Raw genomic sequence first — 24,182 nt, forward strand, 5'->3', positions numbered from 1 at the left:
TAGACCTTGTCGGCCTTAGTACATACCGCCGCCCTGCTGACCAGCGGTAGCAGCAGCGATAGCATCCTCAAGCTGAGTGTTCTTGGGCACATCGGAAACCGTGGCCTCGGTGATAAGGATCAGGCTGGCGACAGAAGCAGCGTTCTGCAGGGTGACGCGGCTGACCTTGACGGGGTCGAGGACGCCCATCTCGATCATGTCGCCCCACTCGCCGCTGGCAGAGTTGAGGCCCTGGCCAGCGGGCAGCTCGGCGACCTTGTCGACCACGACAGCGCCCTCAAAGCCAGCGTTCTTGGCAATGGTTGCGACCGGAGCGGTCAGAGCCTTCTTGACGATGTCGACGCCGATCTTCTCCTCGGGGTCGTCGATCTCGACTGCATCGAGCGCAGGCACAGCGTCCATGAAGGCGACGCCGCCGCCAGCGACAATGCCCTCCTCGACAGCAGCGCGGGTTGCCTGCAGGGCGTCCTCGACGCGGTGCTTGATCTCCTTGAGCTCGGACTCGGTGGCAGCGCCGACCTTGATGACGGCAACGCCACCGGAGAGCTTGGCCAGGCGCTCCTGGAGCTTCTCGCGGTCGAAGTCAGAGGTGGTGTTCTCCATCTCGCCCTTGATCTGAGCAATACGGGCGTCGATGGCCTCCTTGGAGCCAGCGCCGCCGACGATGACGGTGTTGTCCTTGGAGATGGTGACGGACTTAGCGGTACCGAGCATATCGGCGGTGATGTCAGCGACCTTCACGCCCAGCTCGTCCAGAGCAGCCTGACCACCGGTGAGGACGGCGATGTCCTCGAGAATGCGCTTGCGGCGATCGCCGTAGCCCGGAGCCTTGACGGCGCAGACGTTGAGGGCGCCGCGGATCTTGTTGAGGACGAGGGTGGGCAGAGCCTCGCCGTCGATGTCCTCAGCGATGATGAGCAGGCCACGGCCAGCGCGCTGGACAGCCTCGAGAACAGGCATGATGTCCTGGACGCTGGAGATCTTCTGGTCGGTGATGAGGATGTACGGATCCTTCATCACGGCCTCCATGCGGTCGTTGTCCGTGACGAAGTAAGCGGAGACGTAGCCCTTATCGAACTGCATGCCCTCGACGGTGTCGATGGTGATGTCGAACGTCTGGGAATCCTCGACGGTGATGACGCCGTCCTTGCCCACGACTTCCATGGCCTCGGCGATCTTCTCGCCGACCTCGGGGTCACCGGCGGAGATGGTACCGACGGAAGCAATCTGCTCCTTGGTCTCGACCGGCTTGGCCTGCTTCTTCATCTCGGCGACGGCGGCGTTGACGGCCTTGTCGATGCCGCGACGGATGGCCAGCGGGTTGGCGCCAGCGGCGACGTTGCGAAGACCGTCGTTAACGATGGCCTGAGCGAGCAGGGTTGCGGTGGTGGTACCGTCACCCACGGTGTCGTTGGTCTTGGTGGCGACCTCCTTCACCAGCTGGGCACCCATGTTCTCGATGTTGTCCTCGAGCTCGATCTCCTTGGCGACGGAAACGCCGTCGTTGGTGATGGTCGGGGCACCGAACGTGCGCTGCAGGGCGACATAGCGACCCTTGGGGCCCATGGTGACGGTAACGGCATCGGCCAGAGTGTTGACGCCCTTGGCGAGCTTAGCGCGGGCATCGGTATTGAACGTAATGTTCTTTGCCATGGTAGGTAATCCTCCAAAAGAAATGTGACTCACGTCGCCGCTTCCGAGTCCTATGCGGCGACCGCGTTCAAAGACGAATCAGAGAGCCTGATGAGACTAGGCCTCGACGACGGCGTAAATGTCGTCGGCGCGCATCAGCAGATACTTCTCGCCGTCGACCTTGACCTCGTTGCCACCGAACTTGCCGTAGATGACAACGTCGCCTTCCTTGACGTCCATGGGGATGCGCTCACCCTTGTCGTTGACCTTGCCAGCGCCAACGGCAATGACGGTGCCGCGCTGCGGCTTCTCCTGAGCGTTGCTGGCGATATACAGACCAGAAGCGGTCTTCTGCTCGGCCTCGTCGGGCTTGACCAGAACACGATCTGCAAGCGGCTTCAAAGACGACATGCTTGTCTCCTCCTTTTTGGGCCGCGTGGTTATGCCACGCGAATTAACCCTATTTGTTTGCGTACGCGTTGAATGGTACCCACGAATGGCGGGTTATACAACACAGAGTCAAAAAATCTTATTTTTTGGCACTTAGATTTTCTGAATGCCGGGGGGATAACTTGTGCGCAGCTCCCGTGTGGCGCCGGAGGGGCGGGGCATAAGGTTTCCTGCTCGGGCAGTCCTGCTCGCACGAAGGCCACATTACGTGGCCTTCGGCTCGTGCGGAACTCACGACAAACCTTATGCCCCGCCCCTCCGGAGCCACACGGGAGCCAAGTTAACTAGTTCGGGCGCGGCATTCAGAAACGTCAGTGCAGCAAAATGGCGATGTGGATAGGAACATGGGCATGGCTTTCGCTGCACGCACGGGTCCCCTGGGGAGCACCGTGCATTTTTGGGAGTATTCAGCAGACCAGGATGGCTGTATACGCGCCAGACACATCTTATTGGTCCCAAGGACGCCTTCGACCGGCGATTTGGGTCGGCAGGCAGACCCCATCAGGGCATAAAGGCATGCCTCGTGCCTGCCCGGACGCCAAAATGACATCAATCCCCATGACATTACCCGACCGCAACGGCGCCGGCAGAGCTCGCAGTGCTGAATACTCCGTTTTTTGCACGGCCCAGGCGGGGGTACATCAGGGCCAGAAAGAACATCCCAACCTTTTTATGCAATCTGTAATGGGAAGTATGCAAAACACCATGAGGTAGCATTGCAAATGTCCGATTTGAACGCGCGGGGCAGCAGCGCCTCCACCCCACGCACAAATCCGGCAGAGCAGGGACGCTCATAACGAGTCCCCACCGATATGCAGACGTGGCTCGAGCGCCATCCCAAAATAAGTCGCCCGGGCCGCGTTTAACGACACGGCATGAGCATCAGCGCTCGTAGATGAGGTTACCGGCTAGGTAGGTGGCCTGAACCTTGGTGGCTTGCAGCTCTTGGGGGTCAACGGTGAGCGGGTTTTGGTCCAAGACCACCAGGTCAGCATACTTGCCGGGCTCCAAGCTGCCGAGGTTTTGCTCGTCGCCTGCCGCATAGGCGCTGCCCAAGGTGTAGTTGCGCAAAGCCGTTGCCGCGTCGATGCGCTCGCTCGGCAACCAGCCGCCCTCGGGCCAGTGGCTTTTGGGGTCCTGGCGTGTGATAGCCGTGTAGAGCACATCCATGCTGGTAACGGGCGTGATGGGGCTGTCGGTACCGAAGGCTTGGCGAATGCCGCGCTGCTTATAGGTTGCGAACGGCCACATGATGCGGCTGCGCTCCAAGCCCAAATCGCGCTCCGGTCCACCCGGGTCGAGCGTAATATGGCAGGGCTGGCTCGAGGCGACCACGTTGAGCTTGCGCAGGCGGTCTATGTCCTCGGGCAGGAGGTTCTCCAGGTGCTCGAGCGTGTTGTGGCCGTGCTGGGGCAGGCCGTACAGACCGGCGGCTTCCTCGAAGATATCCAGCGCGGCATGAATCGCACCGTCGCCGATAACGTGGATGCGCACGGCGCGGCCGCGCTCCGCAGCCGCCAGAACCAGCTTGCGCATGCGCTCGGCGGAAACCGTCAGACGGCCTTGGTCGCCCGGGAAGCGCGGATTGGTATAGGGCTCGGTGAGATATGCCGTATGTTCGCTCGACACGCCGTCAAAGAACTGCTTAAAGCCCGGCGCCGAAAGCAGTGCGTTGTTCGCGTAACGTGCCTGCAGCTCTTCTAGACGCGACTGGTCATCCAGCAGCGTGGGGAACAGATGGGCACGAATGCCCAGCTTGCCGGCTGTCTGCAGTTTGTCGTAGACGTCGTCGCGGATAAAATCGCAGCCCGGCATGGGCATGAGCGACATGTCGCAGATAGAGGTGATGCCCTGCTCGGCCATGCGCCTCATTTGATCGGCGTAAGCGCTTGCGATGCGATCTTCGCCCAGCCACTCAAGGCAGCGCGGCAACAGCTGCATGGCGGCCGCCTCGTGAGCAATGCCCGTGAGCTCACCGTTTGCGTCCTTGTCGTAGCTGCCGCCCGCTGGCGGCTCGCTATCGCGCGTGACGCCGAGCGCCTCGAGAGCGCGACTGTTGAGCCACAGCGTGTGGCCGTCGCCCGAGTACATAACGCAGGGACGATCGGGAAATACCGCATCGAGCGACGCCTTGGTAGGATGCTCGGGCGGGTCCCAACGGTAGTCGCGCCAGCCCTGCGTCACAACCCAAGCGTCGTCGGGCAGATCCTGGGAAAACTCGAGCACGTGCTGCACCAGCGCCACCTCGGACGTGCCCCCATCCATGAGCATATACGGCGAGGAACCGACCGAGGTATGAAAGAAGTGCAGATGAGCGTCATGGAAACCGGGGCAGACAAACTGCTCGCCGTAGTCGATAACCGGCGTGGCGGCAGGCGCGGCGGCGATCACGTCATCGGGCTTGCCGACTGCGACGATACGGTCGCCTGCGATGGCAATCGCCAGCTCACGGGCGGTATCGATGCCGTCTTGCGAGGTAAAGACGTTCTTAGAGCGGATAATCCGATCGATATGTTGCATGGGCATCCCCATCTCTGGCAGGAAATTCAACACCCCCGAGTGTACTCCACCGCCACAGCTGCAAAACGTCAAGCGGTAAACGGCACCTTTCCCAACCCCAACGGCCCCGCCTGCCACTTGGGGACGGGGTAGAAATGGTAGATTTCAAGCTTGAAAGCCGCATCCAAGGCTGCGTGCACAAGCAATTTGGACCTGTCAAGGTTACGGAGGTATCCATTTCTACCATTTCTGCCCCGTCCCCAAGTGGCAGGTGGCATACTGGAAAGAGCCTGTACGATTTTGCGATAAACCAGCAAGGAGCAAATCGACCATGACGAAGACCAAGGCACAGCAGATTATGGCAGCGACCGAGGCCCGCGCGGCTGATGACGTCACCGCAGCCATCCAAGATATCGCCGCCGAGTTTGAGCCCTACATCATCAAGCAGCGCCGGCACTTCCATAAGCACCCAGAGTTGAGCCTCGCCGAAGAGCGCACGACTTCTGACATCGCCAACCAGCTCGACGCCATGAATATCCCCTACGAGCGCCCGCTTAAGACGGGCCTGGTGGCGACCCTTCGCGGCACCGCACCCGACGCCTACCGCGAGGACGGCACGCCGCGCCGCCGCATCCTGCTGCGCGCGGATATCGACGCCCTACCCGTCACCGAGCAGACCGGCGAGGAGTTCGCCAGCGTCAACGAGGGCTGCATGCACGCCTGCGGCCACGACTGCCACATTGCCATGATGCTCGGCACGCTGCAGATCCTGCGCCATATGACCGACGACATCCACGGCGAGGTCCGCATCGTCTTCCAACCCAGTGAGGAAAACGGCCAAGGCGCCAAACTCATGATCGGCACGGGTGTGCTCGACGGCGTCGATGGCGCCTACGCCGCACACATCTGGAGTGAGGTCGACGCCGGCACCGTAAGCTGCGAGCCCGGTCCGCGCATGGCCAATACCGACTGGTTCCGCATTGATGTCCGCGGGACCTCGTGCCACGGCGCCATGCCCCAGCGCGGCCACGACGCCGTCATGGTGGCGGCCGAGATCGTCAACGCCCTGCAGACCATCGTTTCGCGCGAGATCAGCCCCTACGAGCCGGCCGTCATTACCGTCGGCGAGCTGCACGGCGGCACCGCGCGCAACGTTATCGCCGGTACCGCCTACCTCGCCGGCACGGTGCGCACCTATGGCGATTCGACGCACGAGGAAATGCCCGAGCTCATGCGCCGCATCGTAGAGCACACTGCGGCGGCCCTGGGCGCCGAGGCTGAACTTACCGACTACACCATCGCCAACTACAAGGTCGAAAACGACGTCGCCTCGAGTGAGCGTTGTCGTCAGGCCGTGGTCAAGTGTCTGGGTGCAGCCGGCGAAGGCCATTATCGCGGCACGCTTTCGGGCGAGGATTTCTCGGAGTACCTGCGCCGTGTACCGGGTGTGCTTGCCTTTGTGGGCACGCGCAACCCCCAGATCGGCGCCACCTATGCCCAGCACTCCTGCTTCTATAAGATCGACGAGAGCGTGCTCGCCAAGGGCTCCATGGTAGCCGCTCAGTATGCTATCGACTTTTTGGCCGAGCCCACGCAAGAGGAGCTCGACGGCCCCGCTATCGCCGCGGTTGCCGAGACCAATCCCGACTTGGCCGCCAAACTGCGCTCTGCCAAGGCAACAGCCGCCGAGGCCCGCGACGCCATGCACGACGCCCGTACCGCCCGCCATGCCGCCATCAAGGGCATTCACGATGCCCGTGCCGCCGCTCGCCACGAGGAGAAGCACAACGAGTAGTCGAATCGCGACCATCTCGCAGCCGTAGCCACATCGCGATGTCAAAGCGGGGGCGGACGTTTCGACACGTCCGCCCCCGCTCATTCGTCAAGCACTATTTCTACCATTTCTATCCCGTCCCCAAATGGCAGGTGACAGGGCTACTCGTCTTGCGGGTCCTCGTCGGAGCTTGGCGCGGGCTCCGTCGTGGGCTCGGGCTCCGTCGTGGGCTCGGACTCCGGCGCAGATCCCGGGACAGACTCAGGCTCGGGCTCAGGCGCGACATCCGGAGCGCTGTAACCCGAAGGAGCGGACTTCTTCTCGAAGGGCAATACAAACGTCAGGACGTCGTCCTTATCCTCGTCGGCCCACTCGCTTGCATAACGTGCGACCCAATAGCCAACGGCACGGTGCTTGAGCATCTTGCCAAAGACCGTTAGAAATACGGTGACGAAAGCGATCAGCACCAGGAACAGCACGAGCGAGATGCCACCGCCGCTAACAATTGCCTCAATACCCGTAGGACGATAGTAGTAGCTATACATACCGACAGAGGCAATGGCGCCAAAGACCGCCGTCAAGATCCATGTGACAACGTTGGCGACCAGGCCCGTCAAAAACTCGGGAAGGAATGAAGCGCAGAACAGCTTGGTCTTATTGTTCTTAAAGGCCGCCCAGACCTTGTCGAGCGAAAACGCGCTCTCGACGCGACCGGTCACCGCAAAGTGCATCACGGCGATATCGGCGAACATCTTAAAGAAGACTCCCAGGACCGCCGTGGCAATCATAGCCAGGACAAGCAGGCCAAGCGAGCCAAACAGCGCAGTCTCGAGCGCAGAAGAGCCGTAATACGAATACGAGCCCGCCGCGCCAATTACCACGCTCTCCACCAGCGAAAGCACTACACCAATAACGGGAATGGCAGCGATAATCTCGAGCACGACCGAAATAACGCTCGAAAAGACCCCGAGGCCAAACGATGTGGAACGCATCAACGGACGATCCATGCCGTCATCGATCTTAAGCGACAGGTCGCGACCCCACTCGATGCCAAAGCCCGAACCGCACACACTCGCCACGCAGGCGGCCAAAAAGCCGATGGCAGCTGCAATACCGCCGATAACGGGAATGAACAGCACGAGCACCGACACGACACAGATAAGCGCCGGCAAAAAAGCAATCTGGCACACGCGCTGCAGCACGCCCGGAGTCTTGGTCATGTCTTGGAACGCCTGAGCCACACAGCCCTTTGGCGCATTCGCCACGGGCGGTTGCGGAACAAACTGCTGGGGCTGAGACTGTTCCTGGGGAGCGGGGCCGGCGGCCTTGACCACGGTATTAGGGGCACCGCACACGCCGCAGAACTTGTCGTTATCGCCCATGGGGGCGCCACACTGCGAACAGAACATCGAAATCATCCCTTCGTATCTAGAGTGAATCACCTGGATCGCAAACGACGTCTTTGGCAACATTATCGCGCAATGTGGGGACAAATACCCCAAGATGACCGGTTTGAAACGTAGGCGGCTTTATTCAATGGTTCGAAGGGTATATCCGCGCTAGTTCGTGCCGCGGAAGCCCTTGCCCACGATCTCGGAGCTGTCAACGATCGTGATAAACGCATCTGGATCGATATCGCGGGTATAGCGGCGCAGTTGCACTGCTTCGCGACGGCTCAGCACGCTCATAATCACTGTGACGCAATTGCCCGAGAAGGCACCGTAGCCGCGGCTGATCGTTGCCGTGCGGTTGAGATGCTTGACGATAAACTCCTCGACTTTGCGTGGCTCTGCGCAAATAATCGTACAGACCTTGCGCAAGTGAATGCTCTCGATGGCCTTGTCGACCACAAGCGTCTTGGCAAACAGGCCGAGCACGCAGTACAGGCCAACGCGCGGACCGTACAAAAAGGCCGCGATGGTCACGATGCCGATATCGACCAGTAGCAAGGCGCGTCCGATCTCGAGCGTCGTGCGACGCTTGAGGATCATGGCAAGGATATCGGTGCCACCCGTTGAGGCGCCAATGTCAAAGACAATGGCACTGCCCAGCGCCGGCAAAATCACGGCAAAACACAGGTCGAGCCACATATCTCCCGTCATCGAAACATCCGTCGGAATGAAGAGCTCAAACAGCGAGACGTAGGCCGAAAGCGCAAACGAGGCAAAAACGCTCCAAAGGATTGCCTTGCGCTCCAAAAAGATAAAGCCCAAGACGACGAGAACCGCATTGATGATCCACATAAAGACGCCGACGGGCAGAGTCGGGAACAGCGTGGAAAGAATGACCGACACGCCCGAGGTTCCGCCGAAGGCAAAGTGATTGGGGGTTTTAAACGCAACGATGGCGAACGCCGTGAGAATCAGGCCCAGATTGAGCTCGGCGAAAAAGCGCGGGAAGCCCGGCTCCTGGCTGCGCTTGCGGCCGGCGCGCTCGCCGCGCTCAATATCGGCACGATCGACCACGCGCTCCATCGGCACCACGGGAGGACGATGCACCTCCTCGGCGGCACGCGATGCCGCCTCTGCCGCGGCGGCCTCAATCGCCCATGCCTTGCTTTCTGTTTCGTGCTCGTCGGCCATTACGGCAACCCCTCGTTAACAATTTGGAAACAATTCGCCCATTAGGGTAACGCGGAGCGCGAAGATTGCAACCCCTAGTTAGACGAGCGGTATGACTACATCGAGGGCATATAGAAAACGGTCGACCGCACTTTTTCTTGCGCGGTCGACCGTTTAGCGTTTTCGCAGGTAAAACCTATCGAAACAAACCTGTCCCTATTTGGTAGGTTACTCGTGCTGGCTGGTGCGGTGCTCGTACTCCTCGGGGGTGATGACATCCTCGATGCGCAGGTTGACGCCTGCCACCTCAAGGCCGGTCATCGCGGCCAGACGCTCGGTCACGCGCGCCTTAACGTCGTCGAAAATCGCGGGTGCGTAGGCGCCGTACTCGATAATGACGGAAATGTTGACGACCACGCGGTTGTCATCGGTGACCTCGACCGTCACGCCCTTGGTCAGGTTCTCGGCACCAAACTGCTCCTGCACAAAGTGCATAAGGTTGCCCTTCATGCCCAGGACGTGCGGCACCTCGCGGGTGGCCATGGCGACGATCTTCTCGATCACACCGTTGGAATAGGTCAGCGAATCCTCGGACTCGTCCGCTTCCTCATCATCCTCGTCCGCATCGTCGGCGGGCTCGGCCTCGACGAGCGCCCCGTCCTCGAGCGTTACGTCCTCAGCCTCGGCGGCAACGGTCTCGTCTGCCTCGAGCTCGGTATCGGCCACATCGACCTTCGTGTTAAAAGCCATGGTTCCTCCTTATGCCCACCGCACACGCGGCGGTCGAATACATACTAGCGGCCGCTAAACAGACGGCCGAAGAAGTTGACGATCCCGTTCTCGCCGTCACGGATCTGGCCAATCACGGCGCCGATCAGCACAAAGAATGCGATGACGAGTGTGTCCCACAGGCCGAGCGTGAGCACCAGCACGGCGAGCACAAAACCAGCGACGGCTCCGAGCGTGGTGTTGGGATGACGGACGGCATAGCTCCAGATGGCCGCCCCCGTACCCTTGATGAGACCCATGGCCTCGTCAAAGTCGTTGGCGGCGCTGTCGTGCTGCTCGCCGGCCTCGGGCTTGGTGTCGGCGGACTCGCCTGCCGGCGTAGCGTTCTGGTCGATCGTCAGGCGCGGGGTGCGGACGGTCTTGTCTTGATTAGTATCACTCACCGGAAACCTCCACGGTCTGGACGGTAGTCTTGGACGGCAAAAAACGGACGCGCGCGGTCGTGCCCGGCGTGCCGAGCATGGTGTCGCAGGCCTTCTCGATGCGCTGCTGCATTGAGGTGGCAAGAGCGGCAACGTCCTTATCGTCGAGCGCGATGGCTTCGACCTTAAAACGAACGCGCGACTCGTCGGAGCCTTGAACGCGTGCCTCGATACGCTCAACCATCACGCGATCATCGCACTCCGCCGCGGCACGGGCGCACGAGGAAAGCGCTGCGAGGGTGACCTCGATGTTGCGCTCCCCCGCCGGATGCACGCAGGACGGCTCGCGACGCGCGAACATCAGGCGGAAAAACCCGATGAGCACGCCAAGTGCCACGATGGCGGCGCACACCGTAACGACGACGCGAGGCATGGTGTCACGCAACAGCAGCATAAAGCGATACGTATACGGTCCCCAGAACTGGCAGACAAGCGTGCCCAGCGCCACGATGGCGGCGGCAAGGTACACGATTGCTAGGGCTCGTTTGAGTACGCGCACGCGCGCTCCCTTCAGGTTTCGGTCCACAGAATGCAAAACGATTCGCATCATTATAAAAGAGCCGGGTCCGGTGCCATACGCACGCGGATCCGGCTCATCTATTCCACGAGGCTTGTATGCTCGCTTCATTATGCCCAGATATGCACAGCTTAACCCGTGCAGGCGCTACTCCTCCTCGAGGGCAGCGATGACCTCGTCGGTCATGTCCATGGTGCTGTAAACATCCTGAACGTCGTCGAGCTCCTCGAGACGGTCGATGAGGCGCTGGACCTTCTTGGCATCGGCGCCGGAGACCTCGGTCGGGGTGGTCGGAACCATGGTGGTCTCGGAGCCCTTGACCTGGATGCCCTGCTCCTCGAGCGCCTTGGAAACAGCCATGACGTCGTTGGCGGCGGTCCAAACGATCCACTCCTCGCCGGCGTCCTCGTAGTCGTCGCCACCGGCCTCGGCGATAGCCATCATGAACTCTTCCTCGTCACCGGCAGCACCGTTGGCGATCATGGTCTCCTTCTTGGCGTTCTCGTCCAGGATCTCCTTGGCGACGACGATCTGGCCCTTGCGCTCAAACTGGAAGGCGACGGAGCCGGAGGTGCCCAGGTTGCCGCCAGCGTGGGAGAAGGCGGAACGGACATCGGCGGCGGTACGGTTGCGGTTATCGGTCAGGCAGTCGACGTAGACGGCAACGCCGGCGGGACCATAGCCCTCGTACACGATGTTCTCGTAGACGGCGGCATCGGCACCCGAACCGAAGGCCTTGTCGATAGCGGACTTGATCTTGTCCTTGGGCATGGACTGAGCCTTAGCCTTGGCAACGGCAGCGGCGAGGCTGGCGTTGTTCTCGGGCAGCGGGTCGCCGCCGAGACGGGCAGCAACGGTGATGTTGCGGCTCAGCTTGGAGAAGAGGGCGGAACGCTTGGCGTCCTGCGCGCCCTTACGATGCTTGGTTGTGGCCCACTTAGAGTGTCCGGACATACGTGTCTCCTATCGGTTTCGACCTAAAGCCCAGCGCAGATGCTCGGGCAATATAAACAAACGTCGTTATGATATACCTAGTGGCCTGCGAGATAAACCCCAAAATGAAGGCGTCGTGATGATGCAGCCCCTTGGTGCAAAGTAACCTGTCCCCTTTGCACCAAGTTAGAACCAGAGAAGGTCGCTGCGGGTGATGGTGGCGCCGATGGCGAAGGGCATGCAGGCGATGACTGGATACAGGTAGCGCATGTAGGTCGAGCCGTTGCAGGGACCGATCAGGCACACGGCGAGCACGCCCAGCAGCGGCACCCAAATGGCCAGCCCGCGCCACGAATGACGACGTAGCAGATAGACCACCACAGCGATCATGATCCACACATAGGTGGCCGAGCTCATGGTGAGCGAGATAAACGGGATGCGTTGTACTGCCACGCGATACAGGTTGATCAGGTGGTCGCACCAGCGCACAACCTTGCTATCGACCGGATGGAAGTCGAAGTACTTGAGGTTATCGGGCTTCGCCATGATCTCGGCACTGCGCGCCGTGCTGTAGACCCACGCATCGCGGGCACTCGGATAAAAGTAGCCGTAGTAGTTATTGATGAGCGCCGAGATATAGCACTCGGGATCCTTTTTGAACATCTGGGCCCACACCTCAAAATAGGCCTTGATGTCCTCCTGCGAGGCGTACTCGTTAAAACAGTTTTTTACGGCATCCGACTTGTCGGGGTTGTAACGGCGGCCCAGATTCTCGTACTTAAGCACCCGATCGATCGCAGCGCGTTCCTTATCGGTCACCAGACCGTCGCAGGGAGCTTCCTCAATCGTGCCGTCGTCTTTGACCTTGGGGTTAACGCCCGAATTAAGGCCGTCGTGCTTTTGGACGAAGCGCGCCGTCTGTTGAAACGGAATCGAGAGGATCTCGCGCTTGGAACCCGGCGTGATATCGTGCTCGGGCATAAAGACCTTGGTAAAGTACATGTTGGAGACAAGGCAGAGCACGAGCACCGCGAGAACGCCGGCCCAGCGGAAGCGCGGCGTGGCGCATGAGGGTGCGACGCCAGATTGTTTGACCACGCGACGGGCCACATGCGCGTCCCAGGCGCAAAACGCCGCCGCAATCACGCAGGCCGCCAACGGAAAGACCAGGCCGCCATTGCGCAAAAACGTGGAGCCCATGGCGCCCAGCACGAGCAACAGCCAGTCGTGGCGCGCAAAGAGCACAGGCGTGCGCTCGCCCGCGCGCTCGGCATTGACATCGCGACGGGGCAGGCCACATGCCACGAGCTTGACGGTCTGAACGAGCAGTACCAGAAACGCATCGGCAAACAGTACGTCTTTGGTCAGCAGTGCCGCGTAGTTGGAGAACATCGGCATAAACGCAAAGAACAGCAAGATGACGCCGCGGACCGGCAGGATCACGCCCAGCTTGCGCAGCGACGATATGGAATAGGCCACGCAGGCGGCCGTGATGACAAATTGGGCGCAGGTGTAGATGGCAAGACCCGCATTGGCACTGTTGAATAGCGAAAGCCCCAGTTGCACACACGAGCCGATGATGGCCGTGTGCGCCACCGGATGATGGCCGTTGAGCAGCACGTTGGGGTTAAGCAGGCGCAGGTAGTCGCTCGTGCCGTTGGGGTAGTTGAACCATTGGCGGATCTGCGCGCCCGTATCTCCCATAAAGAGGCCGGGCAGCGAGGCGATAAGCGTGGGCGCCCAGACAATCATGAGTACAAGAAACGGCCCAACAAAAGGATGGACCGAGAGCACGGCGTGGGTAACACGCCACACGCGGCCAAAATGCGCCTCCGAAAACGGAATGCGGCGAGAACTCAACCAATCCAAAAACTCAAAAGCCAGATAGAAGGCCACAATCGCCAGAAGCATCCAGCCCGCGCCGCCAATCCAAGCGCAGATAACGCGCGCCTTGTCGCCCAGCACAATCTCGGCCGAATCGGTGAGGTCGTAACTGCGGCCGAACACCATGCAGACGGCAAAGAACAGCGATGGCAGCACGACCGAGGGGCGCCAAGCGTCACCGCGGCCAAAGAACACATAGCGAAACGGCAGCGTGAGTAGGCAGGCCAGCGCGAGCAGCATCACAGCATCGGTATGGCCGGCAAATGAGAGGAGTACCTCGTAGCACACGTAAAGCATGCCCGAGGCCTTTGGATCGATCGCCAGGACCGCGTTGCTCGACACCGGGGCGGGATCGATGGAAAACGCCGTGGTCGCCAGCAGGGCGAGCAAAAATGCGACGAGCGTCTGCTTGGCGGGATAGCGCTTAAACCAAACGATGCGGGCGGCGTCGCGCGCAGCCGTTGTGGAGAGATCGGAATCCTTCACAGTCCGAAAAGCCTTTCTAGAAACCTGCCAAATAGGGACAGGTTTATTTTGGCAGGTTTTATCTGGGGAAACGTTACGGTTCTGTCATCGTTGCCTTGCAAAACCGCCACAAAGGTGCCTGTCCCCTTTGTGGTGTATGTGGTGGTTAGGCGTCGAGATAGATGCGCTGGGGACGGTTGCGACGGAGGGCAAAAATGATGAGCGCCAGGCCCGCAATCACGAGTGGCAAACTCAGCAGCTGACCCATGGTGATGACGCCGCCCAACAGATAGCCCAGCTGGGCATCGGGCACGCGCACGAACTCAACGAAAAAGCGGACGATGCCGTACCCCATCACGAACACACCCATAAACGTACCCTGGGGCAGCAGCGGTTTTTTGCGGCTGAGCACCTGCAGAATGCAGAAGAGCACAATGCCCTCGAGAAATGCCTCGTAGAGCTGGGATGGATGGCGCGGCATATCGCCCGCTGTCCCGCCAAAGATCACGCCCCAGGGCAGATCGGTCGGCTTGCCCCACAGCTCGCCGTTGACAAAGTTGGCGCAGCGCCCCAGGAACAAGGCCAGCGGAGCACCGATAACGGCAAGGTCGGCGATGGTCCAGGCGTCGAGCTTGTACATGCGGCACACGAGCACGCCGCCGATGATGCCGCCCACCAGGCCGCCATGGAAACTCATGCCGCCTTCGTTGGTGGCAAAGATCTCGAGCGGATGCGCCCAGTAGTAGCCGTCACCGTAAAAGATGACGTAGAACAGACGGGCGCCAATGATGAGGCCAAAGACCACACCAACCACGACACTCATCAGGTCGTCGACCGTAATGTCAAAACCCCAACGACGCTGCGTGCGGTACATGACGACCGCCGTGAGCAGAGCTCCGACCACATAGGCCAAGCCGTACCAGTAGATGGTGATGGGCCCCGCCGAAATGGCGACAGGATCAAGCATATGGTAGAGGTCGTTGAGCATATCGGTCCCCCTGCTCCCTACATACAAATGCGGCCGCGGGCCTTTCGCTCGCAGCCGCACATTTGGGCATGACGTCTATGCGGAGCACATCGCCCGCAGCTTTCGCTTCTCAGAACGGCGCATACTCGTCGTACAGATCCTCGGCCTCGCCGGAGGCATTGACCTGCTCGACACGCGTAACGCCGGGCACGTGCTCCTTGAGGATACGCTCGACGCCCATGGAAAGCGTCAGAGCGCTCATGGGGCAACCGGCGCAGGCACCCTGGAGCTCCAGCTTGACGACGCCCTCGTCATCAACGCCCATATACTCCATGTCGCCGCCGTCGGCCTGCAGGTTGGGGCGAATCTCTTCAAGAACCTTCTTAAGCAGCTCTTCGTTAACAGCCACAGGGGCTCCTTTCTCACAATAACGCGGGCGCGCCCGCGGACAGAGCTATGTTACTACAGCCATGTACCCGCTCGCGAGCCGTCCATGCGCGCGGACACGACTTTCACGAGCAGTTAATTTGACAGTCAATTTGGGACGGGGCTTAATTAGCCGCTTTTGCCAACGCCCGGCGCTCGTACACGCTGCCGCTACTGCTGAGTTTGTTCCCCGGTACCAATGTGGACATCGACGATAACCTGGCGGAAGCTAATGCCACAGGAGTCGAGAATGCGGCGACTGATGCGGCCGTCGTCGGTGTCGGCGTACTTATTGTCCAGATAGACAACCTCGCCCACACCTACCTGCGCCAGGATTTTGGCACAGTCGTGGCACGGGAACAGTGTGACGTAGACCGTGGAACCCTCAAGGTCCTTGAGCGAGCCGCGGTAGTTGAGCACGGCGTTGGCCTCGGCATGAACTACGTAGTTATGCTTGTCCTGCAGCGGGTCATCGCTCGTGCCCCACGGGAAAAAGTCGTCGTTGAGCGCCGAGGGCGTACCGTTGTAGCCCACCGAAAGAATGCGGTGGTTGGTGCTGGCGATGCACGCACCCACCTGCGTATTGGGATCCTTGCTGCGGCGCTGCGCGGCGATGGCCACGCTCATAAAGAACTCGTCCCAGCTAATAACGTCGCGGCGCTTGCCCGACGCGGTTTGATGAAGATCGTCCGACATGGCAGACACCTCCGAAATCGAAATAGTTTGGCCCATTGTAGCAGGTGAAAGGTGGGGCTGTTTCTCCCGGCGCCGACGTCCTTGGCTTTATGCGCGGCGAGGCTTTTGGTTGATGCGGTACAGCTCGGCGAGACCCCGCAGCGTCAGCGCGTCGTCTACCGTCAGGCTGTGGCCGACCAACGCCGCGAGCGCCTCGGCATCGTCGCCGGTGATGACAATGGGCACGCTGCCCTCGCCTGCCGCCTTGGTCGAGCGCATCTCGGCAAGCACCATGTCGAGCATGCCGTCGATACGGGCCACCTCGCCCAAGACCACGCCCGAGCGCATGGCCTCGCGCGTGTTGCGACCGATCACATGCGTGGGTGCCGAGGGCTCGACTTGCGGCAGGCGCGCCGCAGCGGCCGAGAGCGAGCGAGCGCCGAGCGCCAGCCCCGGCGCGATAACACCGCCGACAAAGGTTCCGCGTGCATCGATGACCTCGATATTGGTCGTAGTGCCCAGGTCGATCACGATGCACGGAGAGCCGTAGACGGCACGGGCCGCCACGGCGTCGGCGATGCGATCGGGACCGATCTCGGCCGGGTCGTCGTAATGCACGGGCATGCCGGTCTTAAGTCCCGGCCCCACGGTGAGCACGCGCCCCGTGCAGGTACGGGAAAGCGCTACCTTCCACGGGCGCTCGAGCGCCGGGACCACGCAGCTCAACACAGCAGCCGCGGGCACAAGCGCACCCGGCATGCCCGCATCGGCCGCCAGTGCGGCCATGACCCGCGCGAGACGCATGCGCGCCTCGTCTGCTGTGATGCTCGATGGCGTGGTGATCTCGCACGTCGCAAGCGGACATTCCTGCGCCGCGGCCGAATCCTCGGCAAACAGGCCAAAGCGAATGAACGTGTTGCCCACGTCGACCGTCAATATATATGCGCACCCATTAAGCATCGTCGGCGCTCCTTTCGTCTGCCCAGCAGTATATCGCCTACCCGAACCAGCCATCCCAGGTAGTCATTTTGGGACGGGGCTATTTTAGCTACCCCAATATGTCGGTTGATATTTGCCCCAATCCCAGATAATTCGTCGACTGTCAAAGGGTAGCTAAAATAGCCCCGTCCCAAAATGACTACCTTGCCGCTATACTGATGCGCGGTCGTGCGCGAGCTCACGCGGCGGCCCTTGGTAACCCGACTTCCCGCGCCGTATCCGTAGCGGCGCTTGCGGGGGAAGCGGATATACGCAAAGGAGTTCTATATGGGCAATCCCTCGAACCGCACCTCTATGCGCGGTCAACTCACGCTGCGCGGCGTCGTCATCGGCGTCCTTGGCTGCGTGATTATCACGGCAAGCTCGGCCTACACGGCCCTCAAGATGGGCGCCCTCCCCTGGCCGATCATTTTCGCTGCCGTCATCTCGTTGTTCTTCCTTAAGCTCATGGGCAATGCCAGCCTCAACGAGGCCAACGTTACCCACACCATCATGTCCGCGGGTGCCATGGTCGCCGGCGGCCTGGCGTTTACCATCCCGGGCGCCTGGATGCTGGGCTATGCCGACCAGATCAGCTGGCTCGACATGTTTATCGTGGCGCTCGCCGGCACCATTTTGGGCCTTCTGGCAACGGCGCTCATCCACCGTCACTTTATCGTGGACGCCGCGCTGGAGTTTCCCACCGGCAACGCCGCAGCCCAGACCCTGCGTGCTACCGAGGCTGGCGGCAAGACCGGCAAGCAGCTCTTTGGCTCCATGGCCATCGCAGGCATCTATAGCGTGCTGCGCGACGCCCTGGGCGTGGTGCCCAGCATGCTGTGCACGCTCAATATCCCCGGCGTGACCTTTGCCATCTACAACTCGCCCATGTTGCTGTCCATCGGCTTTTTGGTGGGCTTTGTCCCCGTCGCCTTCTGGTTTGCCGGCGCGCTGCTGGGCAACTTTGGCATTATCGTCGGCGGCACCGCTGCCGGCCTGTTCGATATTGTGACCGCGCAGGGTATCGTCAAGTCCTTAGGTATGGGCCTTATGATGGGCTTTGGCGTCGCCGTCGTCCTTAAAGACATCCTGCCGCAGGTCGCCGGTATCGTCCGCGGTCTTGTCGCCGACAGCTCCACCGACACCGACGAGCAGTCGCTCATCTCGGGCTCGCTTAAGCTCGACGCCGGCATCATCGGCCTGGGCACCGCCGCCATCGCCGTGATCATCGCCATCGCGCTCGACCTTGGCCCCGTCCCAGCCGTCATCGTCACGCTGTTCACCTTTGTCACCACCATCATGAGTGCGCAGAGCTGCGGCCAGACGGGTATCGACCCCATGGAAATCTTTGGCCTCATCGTCATGCTCATCGTAGCGGCCTTCGCGCAGCTTGCGCAGGTCAAGCTGTTCTTTATCGCCGGCATCGTGGCCGTGGCGTGCGGCCTTGCGGGCGACGTCATGAACGACTTTAAGGCCGGCGCCGTGCTGGGCACCAACCCGCGCGCACAGTGGATCGGCCAGGCCATCGGCGGCATCGTGGGCGCACTGGTCGCTGCCGCCGTCATGGTCGCGCTCGTCACCGCCTATGGTCCGGACGCCTTTGGTCCCGACAAGAGCTTTGTGGCCGCGCAGTCAAGCGTAGTCGCCACCATGGTCTCGGGCATCCCGAGCGTGCCGTGGTTCGCAGGCGGTTTTATCGCCGGCATCGTCATGTATTGGCTCGGCATTCCGGCCATGATGATCGGTCTGGGCGTGTACCTGCCGTTCTACATGTCGCTCACGGCCTTCTTGGGCTCCTGCGTCAAGCTCGCCTACGACAAGTGGGCAGCCCACCGCGACGCCGGTGCCGGTCTTTCGGGCAAAGAGAAGGCTTCCAAGGATGCTGCCTTCCAGGAGCAGGGCCTGGTCGTCGCCAGCGGCCTGTTGGGAGGCGAGTCTGTCGTTGGCGTTATCCTGGCGTTTGTCTCCGTCGGCCTGAGTCTGCTGGGCTAAACCCAACAACAACGTACCCGTACAGAGCGCGGGGCCGGAGACCATCCGGCCCCGCGCTCTGTATCTGTCGAAACACTCGGCCGCAACCGCATTTGACGTCCCCCTTACCTGCTCGTCTAAGTTTCACGTCAAGATGACCGCCCCGCCCGCCACGGTGTAGAGTACATGCTGCGAGCGCACCCGCGTTCCTGCGGCAATACGAGGTGGACATGGAACTCGACAAACAACAGATCAAGCGACTACGCAAACGCCATCACCGGCGCCACGGCATTCGACCTGCCCATAGTGAGGCCCTGGAGAACACCGGCCGCTTCCTAAAGCGCGCATTCAACATTCGCGAGGGTCGCGCGCCCTATCACGTGATTCGCAAGCGCTTTGTAAACGGGGCGCGGCTGACCGGCTCGCACTTATGCATCCTCATCATCGCCATGCTCATCGCGAGCATCGGCCTCGATATCGACTCGGACATTGCCATCGTGGGCGCCATGCTCATCTGCCCACTCATGGGCTCGGTCCTTGCCATGGCATATGGCATCGCCACGCTCGACCGCGAGATTGCCGTCGAGGCCGTCGCCGGCCTCGCGCTACAGATGGCCTTTTGTCTGATCACGTCCACGCTGTATTTTAAGCTCTCGCCCCTTGGCACCACCACGGCCGCCATCATCGACAACTCGACGCCCACTGTGTGGGACCTTGCCGTCGCGCTCGCGGGCGGCTTTGCGGGCGGGCTGGGCAACTCGCGTGACCAGGAACCTGCCACGCTTATCGCCGGCGTGGCCGTGGCGACCGCGCTCATGCCGCCCCTGTGCGCGGCGGGCTATGGCATCGCCATTGCAAGCGGGTCACTGTTTCTCTCGGCGCTTTATGAGTTTGGCGTCAACGTGATCTTTATCGCACTGGCTGCCGAAGCCGTGCTGCTTCTTTTGCGCGTGCCGCTCAAGCGCGACCTGAACGGCGACGGTATTGTGACTGCTGAAGAAAACGCCGAGGTCAACGAGCTATCGCGCAAGGTGCGCCGCCGCATCATCGTGGGCACGGTGATCTTTGCCATCCCCTGCATTATTATGACGGCGGGATCTATTGGCTCGGCGCAGGCCGGCGTGCAAGACGGCTACGGCGTCACTGAAACCACGCGCGAACTTGCGGCGGTGCTGCCAGGCTTTAAGGATTACACCGTCGCCGTCGAGACCTCGGCCGCCGAAGGCGACAAGGAGGGCGTTGTCGAGCGCCAGACTGTCGCTCGCGTAACGACAAGCGAGACGCTCGGAGCGCACGACCGCCGTGTTGCCCGCAAGCTCATCGACCTCAACGTACCCGAACTCGATCGCGTGGAGTTTGACGTGAAGTGATGCGGAACGCGAGGTAGGCCCGGTACGAGCGCGCGCAGCCGCGGGGCACAGGCACAGCCAAGCGCAGCGCTACAGCTCGTACTTGTACACGCGGTAGATGTACTTCTCGGCTTGCATCTCGTACGTGGCAATGGGCAGTCCATAGCGATCGTACTCGGCAAAGGTCTTGGCTATGCCCGATGCCACGAGCATGCTATTCGAATCGCCGACGCGCTGCGCACTACTTACGTAACCTGAGAACGGCACTGCGATCTGGTCCACAAGCTCGTAGGTGCGCGCGGTCTCGTCCACCGTAAAAATGCGCCCAAACGAATGCGTTCCTTTGCTGTAGTCGGTCACTACCGCAGCGCCCAGCTGGCCCCAGTCGAACTTGGGATAGCTCTCGGCAACACCAAAGTTGTTGTCGTATAGCAGCACCTGGTAGCGGCCAGTCGCGGTCGTCTCGTCGTTTGGCAGATAGGTCACACTATGCTGGCCTGCGTTGAGCGAAAAATCGCCTTGAGCCTGCAGCAACTTGTCCTCAAAGCCCGAGCCGGCCCAAAACTCTGGCGAGCCCATAAGCCAATCGACCGTAGGCGTACCGTAGATATCCGTGAGCTTGATGACCGTTGAGGTCTCGCGCGAGCTGAGCAAAACGGTGCCGCCGCCGAGCCACTGGATCGTGTTGATGTGAATCCAATCCAGGTCGCCGTCCGAGGCAACCTTGGCACTTGCCTTGAGGTCGGGGAATATATCGCCCAGGTCCACGACGAGAGAAACGTCACCTGTTGTTATGTCGACCTTAATGATGAGGTCCTCTACATTAACGCGATCATCCTTATCTTTTTTGGCAGCCGCGCGATCGACGTCCAAATCGGCTTCGGAGCCGGCGTGACTCGCCAGCACCAGCAGGTTGCCATCGTCATCGAAAGCGTAGTCGTGGTGTAGCTCGTAGTCGCCCGTGCTCCAGACGTTTACCACCTGTCCGATGGCGTTGATCTGGGCCATCTTGGTAGTCGAGACGCTCATGATCATGCTGCCGTCGCCCGGGAACAGCAGGCGGTGGCTGCGGTAGCCGACAATCGGCACCTCGCCGCGAATCTGGCCGTCGTTGTCGTAGAGGTACATAAAGTCGAGCTTGGACGAGTCGTTGCCCAGAATAGTAAAGAGACCATCGGCAAGCGGCGTATTGGACTCCCCCGACGTGACGGCGAGCTGCTCTTCTTCCTCGCCTTTGAGAGCCGGCGTCTTGACCGTGAACGTCGAGGTGCGGCTGATACCATCTTGTGCCGTGCAAGTGATGGTTACCGTGTTTTTGTGGTTGGGAATGAGGCCGATGACCTTGAACTCGTGTTCCGTGGCCGGCGCGTCGCCGCCGTGGGGCGTATGGGAAAACGCGGCGACCTTGGGCGTGTCACCAGTCTTTTTGCGACCGGCGACCTTGTAGGAGACGGTTACGGAATCCGTTGTCGCAAAGCGAACGTAGCAGCTCAGGGTATCGGTGCCAAAGGGATCCTGCGCGATAAACGGAGTGGTCTCGTTGTAGCCGCCGTCAGCGTACTCGGCATCGAGCCGCTCCTTGATGGCCGCCTGCTTCTCGACGTCGTAGGTCGCGACAATCTGCTTGTGGAGTTTCTTTTGCTCGTCAGTGAGCTCGTTGCTCGCAGTAGATGCGGCGCCCGTGCCGGCCCCGCCGACCGAGCAGCCCATGAGCCCTGTCCCGGCAAGCGCCAGCGTGCCCGCCGCACCCGCAAGAGCCGCTCGACGCGAAAACAGTCTGCTGTCCTTGTCACTCAATTCCATATCGTTACCGTCTTTGAATACCATTGTTGTTCCCTCATATACCACGGCGTTTGACCAGCCCTGTCTAATTATGACTCGCAGTTTAACAAACGCCCCTTAATGCAAGTTTAAGCTTGTAGCGATACGGAAACGCGGGGCGCGAAGGGAATCCGCAACCCTTCCGCTCCCAAGTGATCAATCGGAGCGGCCGCGATGGTGCTCGATCCAGTCCACGGCAAAGTCGACAAGTTCGCGTTGGCGCATAAAGCGGATTGTCCCGTTGCCGAGCGGCGCGGTGCTGACCGTACATTCCCGCTCAAAAGCAGCGCCGATCTCGTCGAAGTCCTCGCCGTCGACATAGAGCGTGCGGTATTCCTTCCATGCGCGTCGGCCGTTTTCCATGACCGCACTGTGCTCAACGCAGTCGTGTTTGCGGGGGTACTGTGCACGGGCGTCTGCTAAATGCAGTGACGTATTCTTGTCGTAGCCCACGCCCACAAGCAGCACGTAGCCGTCCAAATCGTACAGGCGAGCGATGGGCGATCCGTTGCCAAAGATATTGCTTAGGTCGTGGTTCTCCGTCAGGAACTGCGCATGCCGGCCATTTGCCGCCACCGAACGCGCCGGGTGATCGCTCCTGAGCGTACCCGGCCACGTGCGAAACATTTCGGCTACGGCTCCCATCGTGTTGGTGGGCGTGATGCGCTTGTCATAGGCAGGCCAGTTATCGCGAATCAACTGCCACCATTCTTGGGGCTCTTGCCAATGAACGCCGCTCTCGGGGTCCAAGTTTTTCCATGATTGCGTCGGCATCATGACGGTGCCGGTTTCGCCCACCGTCTGGAGCAGCGCCTCGATCACTGGTTGAGCGCCGCCGCACACATATCCAAGCGCGCTGAGCGAGCAATGGACCATAACCGTCTGCCCCGCGCACATACCGACGGCGGAGAGCGCGTCGAGGATATCCTGCTTAAGCACGATTTGCCGATCCATTGCCGTTCCCCTCTATCCCCACGCATCAGTTGCATTTGCGTCATGCGCCAAAATGGCACACGGGCCATGCGGCGCATCGACAATGCAAAAGATACGTTTCTCAATGTTGCCGAGGAATCTTTTTAGTACTTGAAGAAGCCCTCGCCCGAGCTTTCGCCCAGCTTGCCTTCGTCGAGCATCTGCTTGAGGACGGATGCCATGGCCTTAAAGTTGTAGGGCATCATCATCTTTTTGAGCAGCGGGCTCACCAAGCCCGGCACCTTCTGATACTGCATGACGATGTTATAGGCCGTCTGGATGCCCACGGTGTCGAACACGCGGAACGGGCCCTTGGGCGCGCCAGTGCCGCGCGTCCATGCGAGGTCGATGCTCTTGGGGTCGCTGACGCCCGAGACGTACAGATCAAGGCCCGAAAGCAGCCACGGCACCAGCATGGAATTGAGCAGATAGCCGTTCTTTTCCTTGTTGACGGGCAGGGCAAGCATACGGATGTCGCTGGCAAAGTCGACGAGCTCATCGAAATAGCGCTTGTCGGTCTGGTCCTGAGCCATGACCTCGGTCATGTTGTTCTTCCAGATGGAGTTGGCAAAGTGCAGCGACAGGTACTTCTCGGGGCGGCCGGTGTACTTGGCAAAGGTGCTCGGCAGCAGCGTGGAGGAGTTCGTCACGACAACGGTCTTTTGCGGGAGAACCGGGGCGAGCTTCTTGTAGAAGTCGATCTTTGCCTGGGTGTCCTCGGCCATCGACTCGATAACCAGATCGGCGTCGGCCACTGCCTTGGCAAGATCGAGCTCTAGCTTGAGTGTGGAGTAGGCACGATCGACGGCGGCGAGCGCCGCCTCCTTGTCGAAGGGCTGGTCGCTATCGGCGATACCGGCACACCACTCGCCCGTGCCGTCCGCCATGCCCTCGATAGCCGCGATGTACTCCTCGCGCACATGATCGATCTTGGGCTGAGTGCGGCCGATGCTGCCCTCGCTGCGCAGCCAGATCGTCACATCGAAGCCGCAGTAGGCAGCCTGAAAGGCAATCTGGCTTCCCAACACGCCGCCACCGGCAACACAAACGGTCTTGTAGCTCATAGGAACAGTCCTCTCTTACGTAATTCCATGGAT

General features: G+C 60.8%; 20 protein-coding genes. 3 read left to right on the top strand and 17 right to left on the bottom strand.

All coding sequences use genetic code 11. From position 1 onward, the window contains the following. Positions 1–15 precede the first annotated feature (15 nt). The 3 genes from groL to ACQRAQ_RS01775 form a co-directional block, all read right to left on the bottom strand. Positions 16–1,653, bottom strand: a complete 1,638-nt coding sequence (groL, locus tag ACQRAQ_RS01765; protein ID WP_154514811.1) for a chaperonin GroEL — start codon at positions 1,651–1,653, stop codon at positions 16–18. A gap of 96 nt (positions 1,654–1,749) precedes the next feature. Further along, positions 1,750–2,043 carry a co-chaperone GroES gene (groES, locus tag ACQRAQ_RS01770; protein WP_154514813.1) on the bottom strand — a complete coding sequence of 98 codons (294 nt, stop codon included), beginning with the start codon at positions 2,041–2,043 and terminating at the stop codon, positions 1,750–1,752. Between the two features lie 921 nt (positions 2,044–2,964). Further along, a complete protein-coding gene (locus ACQRAQ_RS01775) occupies positions 2,965–4,608 on the bottom strand; it encodes an amidohydrolase (protein WP_427747676.1) in 1,644 nt (547 codons plus the stop codon). Positions 4,609–4,912: 304 nt separating this feature from the next. On the opposite strand from ACQRAQ_RS01775, the gene ACQRAQ_RS01780 reads away from it, so the two are divergent. Further along, complete coding sequence (locus ACQRAQ_RS01780; protein WP_427747675.1) at positions 4,913–6,376, top strand: M20 family metallopeptidase; 1,464 nt, start codon at positions 4,913–4,915, stop codon at positions 6,374–6,376. 140 nt (positions 6,377–6,516) lie between these two features. Here ACQRAQ_RS01780 and ACQRAQ_RS01785 read toward each other — a convergent pair whose 3' ends face one another. From ACQRAQ_RS01785 to ACQRAQ_RS01835, 11 genes are all read right to left on the bottom strand, one after another. Beyond that, complete coding sequence (locus ACQRAQ_RS01785) at positions 6,517–7,764, bottom strand: DUF4013 domain-containing protein (RefSeq protein ID WP_427793613.1); 1,248 nt, start codon at positions 7,762–7,764, stop codon at positions 6,517–6,519. A gap of 150 nt (positions 7,765–7,914) precedes the next feature. Next, on the bottom strand, positions 7,915–8,937 hold the full coding sequence (locus tag ACQRAQ_RS01790; protein WP_427728028.1) for a YitT family protein: 1,023 nt from the start codon (positions 8,935–8,937) through the stop codon (positions 7,915–7,917). Between the two features lie 207 nt (positions 8,938–9,144). Further along, positions 9,145–9,666: an Asp23/Gls24 family envelope stress response protein gene (locus ACQRAQ_RS01795; protein ID WP_154514821.1), complete on the bottom strand. Its 522-nt coding sequence runs from the start codon at positions 9,664–9,666 to the stop codon at positions 9,145–9,147. A 44-nt stretch (positions 9,667–9,710) separates the two neighbouring features. Beyond that, the gene (locus tag ACQRAQ_RS01800) at positions 9,711–10,088 is read right to left on the bottom strand and encodes a DUF2273 domain-containing protein (protein ID WP_427747672.1); all 378 of its coding nucleotides are present in this window, start codon (positions 10,086–10,088) and stop codon (positions 9,711–9,713) included. Beyond that, a complete protein-coding gene (locus ACQRAQ_RS01805; protein ID WP_175406071.1) occupies positions 10,081–10,626 on the bottom strand; it encodes a hypothetical protein in 546 nt (181 codons plus the stop codon). Before ACQRAQ_RS01805 ends, ACQRAQ_RS01800 begins: the two co-directional genes overlap by 8 nt. Before the next feature lie 165 nt (positions 10,627–10,791). Beyond that, positions 10,792–11,598, bottom strand: a complete 807-nt coding sequence (locus tag ACQRAQ_RS01810) for a YebC/PmpR family DNA-binding transcriptional regulator (protein WP_154514825.1) — start codon at positions 11,596–11,598, stop codon at positions 10,792–10,794. 165 nt (positions 11,599–11,763) lie between these two features. After that, positions 11,764–13,947: a DUF6020 family protein gene (locus tag ACQRAQ_RS01815; RefSeq protein ID WP_427793615.1), complete on the bottom strand. Its 2,184-nt coding sequence runs from the start codon at positions 13,945–13,947 to the stop codon at positions 11,764–11,766. Between the two features lie 145 nt (positions 13,948–14,092). Next, the gene (gene lgt, locus ACQRAQ_RS01820; protein ID WP_427728036.1) at positions 14,093–14,914 is read right to left on the bottom strand and encodes a prolipoprotein diacylglyceryl transferase; all 822 of its coding nucleotides are present in this window, start codon (positions 14,912–14,914) and stop codon (positions 14,093–14,095) included. 109 nt (positions 14,915–15,023) lie between these two features. Beyond that, positions 15,024–15,302 (bottom strand): NifU family protein, encoded by a 279-nt coding sequence (locus ACQRAQ_RS01825; protein ID WP_370450539.1) that lies wholly within the window; start codon positions 15,300–15,302, stop codon positions 15,024–15,026. Positions 15,303–15,490: 188 nt separating this feature from the next. Next, on the bottom strand, positions 15,491–16,015 hold the full coding sequence (locus ACQRAQ_RS01830) for a deoxycytidylate deaminase (protein WP_154514829.1): 525 nt from the start codon (positions 16,013–16,015) through the stop codon (positions 15,491–15,493). A gap of 87 nt (positions 16,016–16,102) precedes the next feature. Continuing rightward, positions 16,103–16,954: a type III pantothenate kinase gene (locus ACQRAQ_RS01835; RefSeq protein WP_427747669.1), complete on the bottom strand. Its 852-nt coding sequence runs from the start codon at positions 16,952–16,954 to the stop codon at positions 16,103–16,105. Between the two features lie 306 nt (positions 16,955–17,260). Here ACQRAQ_RS01835 and ACQRAQ_RS01840 point away from each other — a divergent pair, with 306 nt between their 5' ends. Together ACQRAQ_RS01840 and ACQRAQ_RS01845 are read left to right on the top strand one after the other, a co-directional pair. Continuing rightward, on the top strand, positions 17,261–18,964 hold the full coding sequence (locus ACQRAQ_RS01840; protein ID WP_427793616.1) for an OPT/YSL family transporter: 1,704 nt from the start codon (positions 17,261–17,263) through the stop codon (positions 18,962–18,964). 209 nt (positions 18,965–19,173) lie between these two features. Then, positions 19,174–20,313 (top strand): DUF389 domain-containing protein, encoded by a 1,140-nt coding sequence (locus ACQRAQ_RS01845; RefSeq protein ID WP_427793618.1) that lies wholly within the window; start codon positions 19,174–19,176, stop codon positions 20,311–20,313. A 69-nt stretch (positions 20,314–20,382) separates the two neighbouring features. On the opposite strand, the gene ACQRAQ_RS01850 is transcribed toward ACQRAQ_RS01845, so the two are convergent. The 3 genes from ACQRAQ_RS01850 to ACQRAQ_RS01860 form a co-directional block, all read right to left on the bottom strand. Continuing rightward, a complete protein-coding gene (locus tag ACQRAQ_RS01850) occupies positions 20,383–22,119 on the bottom strand; it encodes an aryl-sulfate sulfotransferase (RefSeq protein ID WP_427793620.1) in 1,737 nt (578 codons plus the stop codon). 150 nt (positions 22,120–22,269) lie between these two features. After that, a complete protein-coding gene (locus tag ACQRAQ_RS01855) occupies positions 22,270–23,067 on the bottom strand; it encodes an aminoglycoside N(3)-acetyltransferase (protein WP_427718255.1) in 798 nt (265 codons plus the stop codon). A gap of 122 nt (positions 23,068–23,189) precedes the next feature. Beyond that, positions 23,190–24,149: a 3-hydroxyacyl-CoA dehydrogenase gene (locus tag ACQRAQ_RS01860; RefSeq protein WP_427793622.1), complete on the bottom strand. Its 960-nt coding sequence runs from the start codon at positions 24,147–24,149 to the stop codon at positions 23,190–23,192. Positions 24,150–24,182: the final 33 nt, after the last annotated feature.

This window comes from Collinsella sp. SGI.178, from assembly GCF_050313495.1.
Taxonomy (GTDB): domain Bacteria; phylum Actinomycetota; class Coriobacteriia; order Coriobacteriales; family Coriobacteriaceae; genus Collinsella.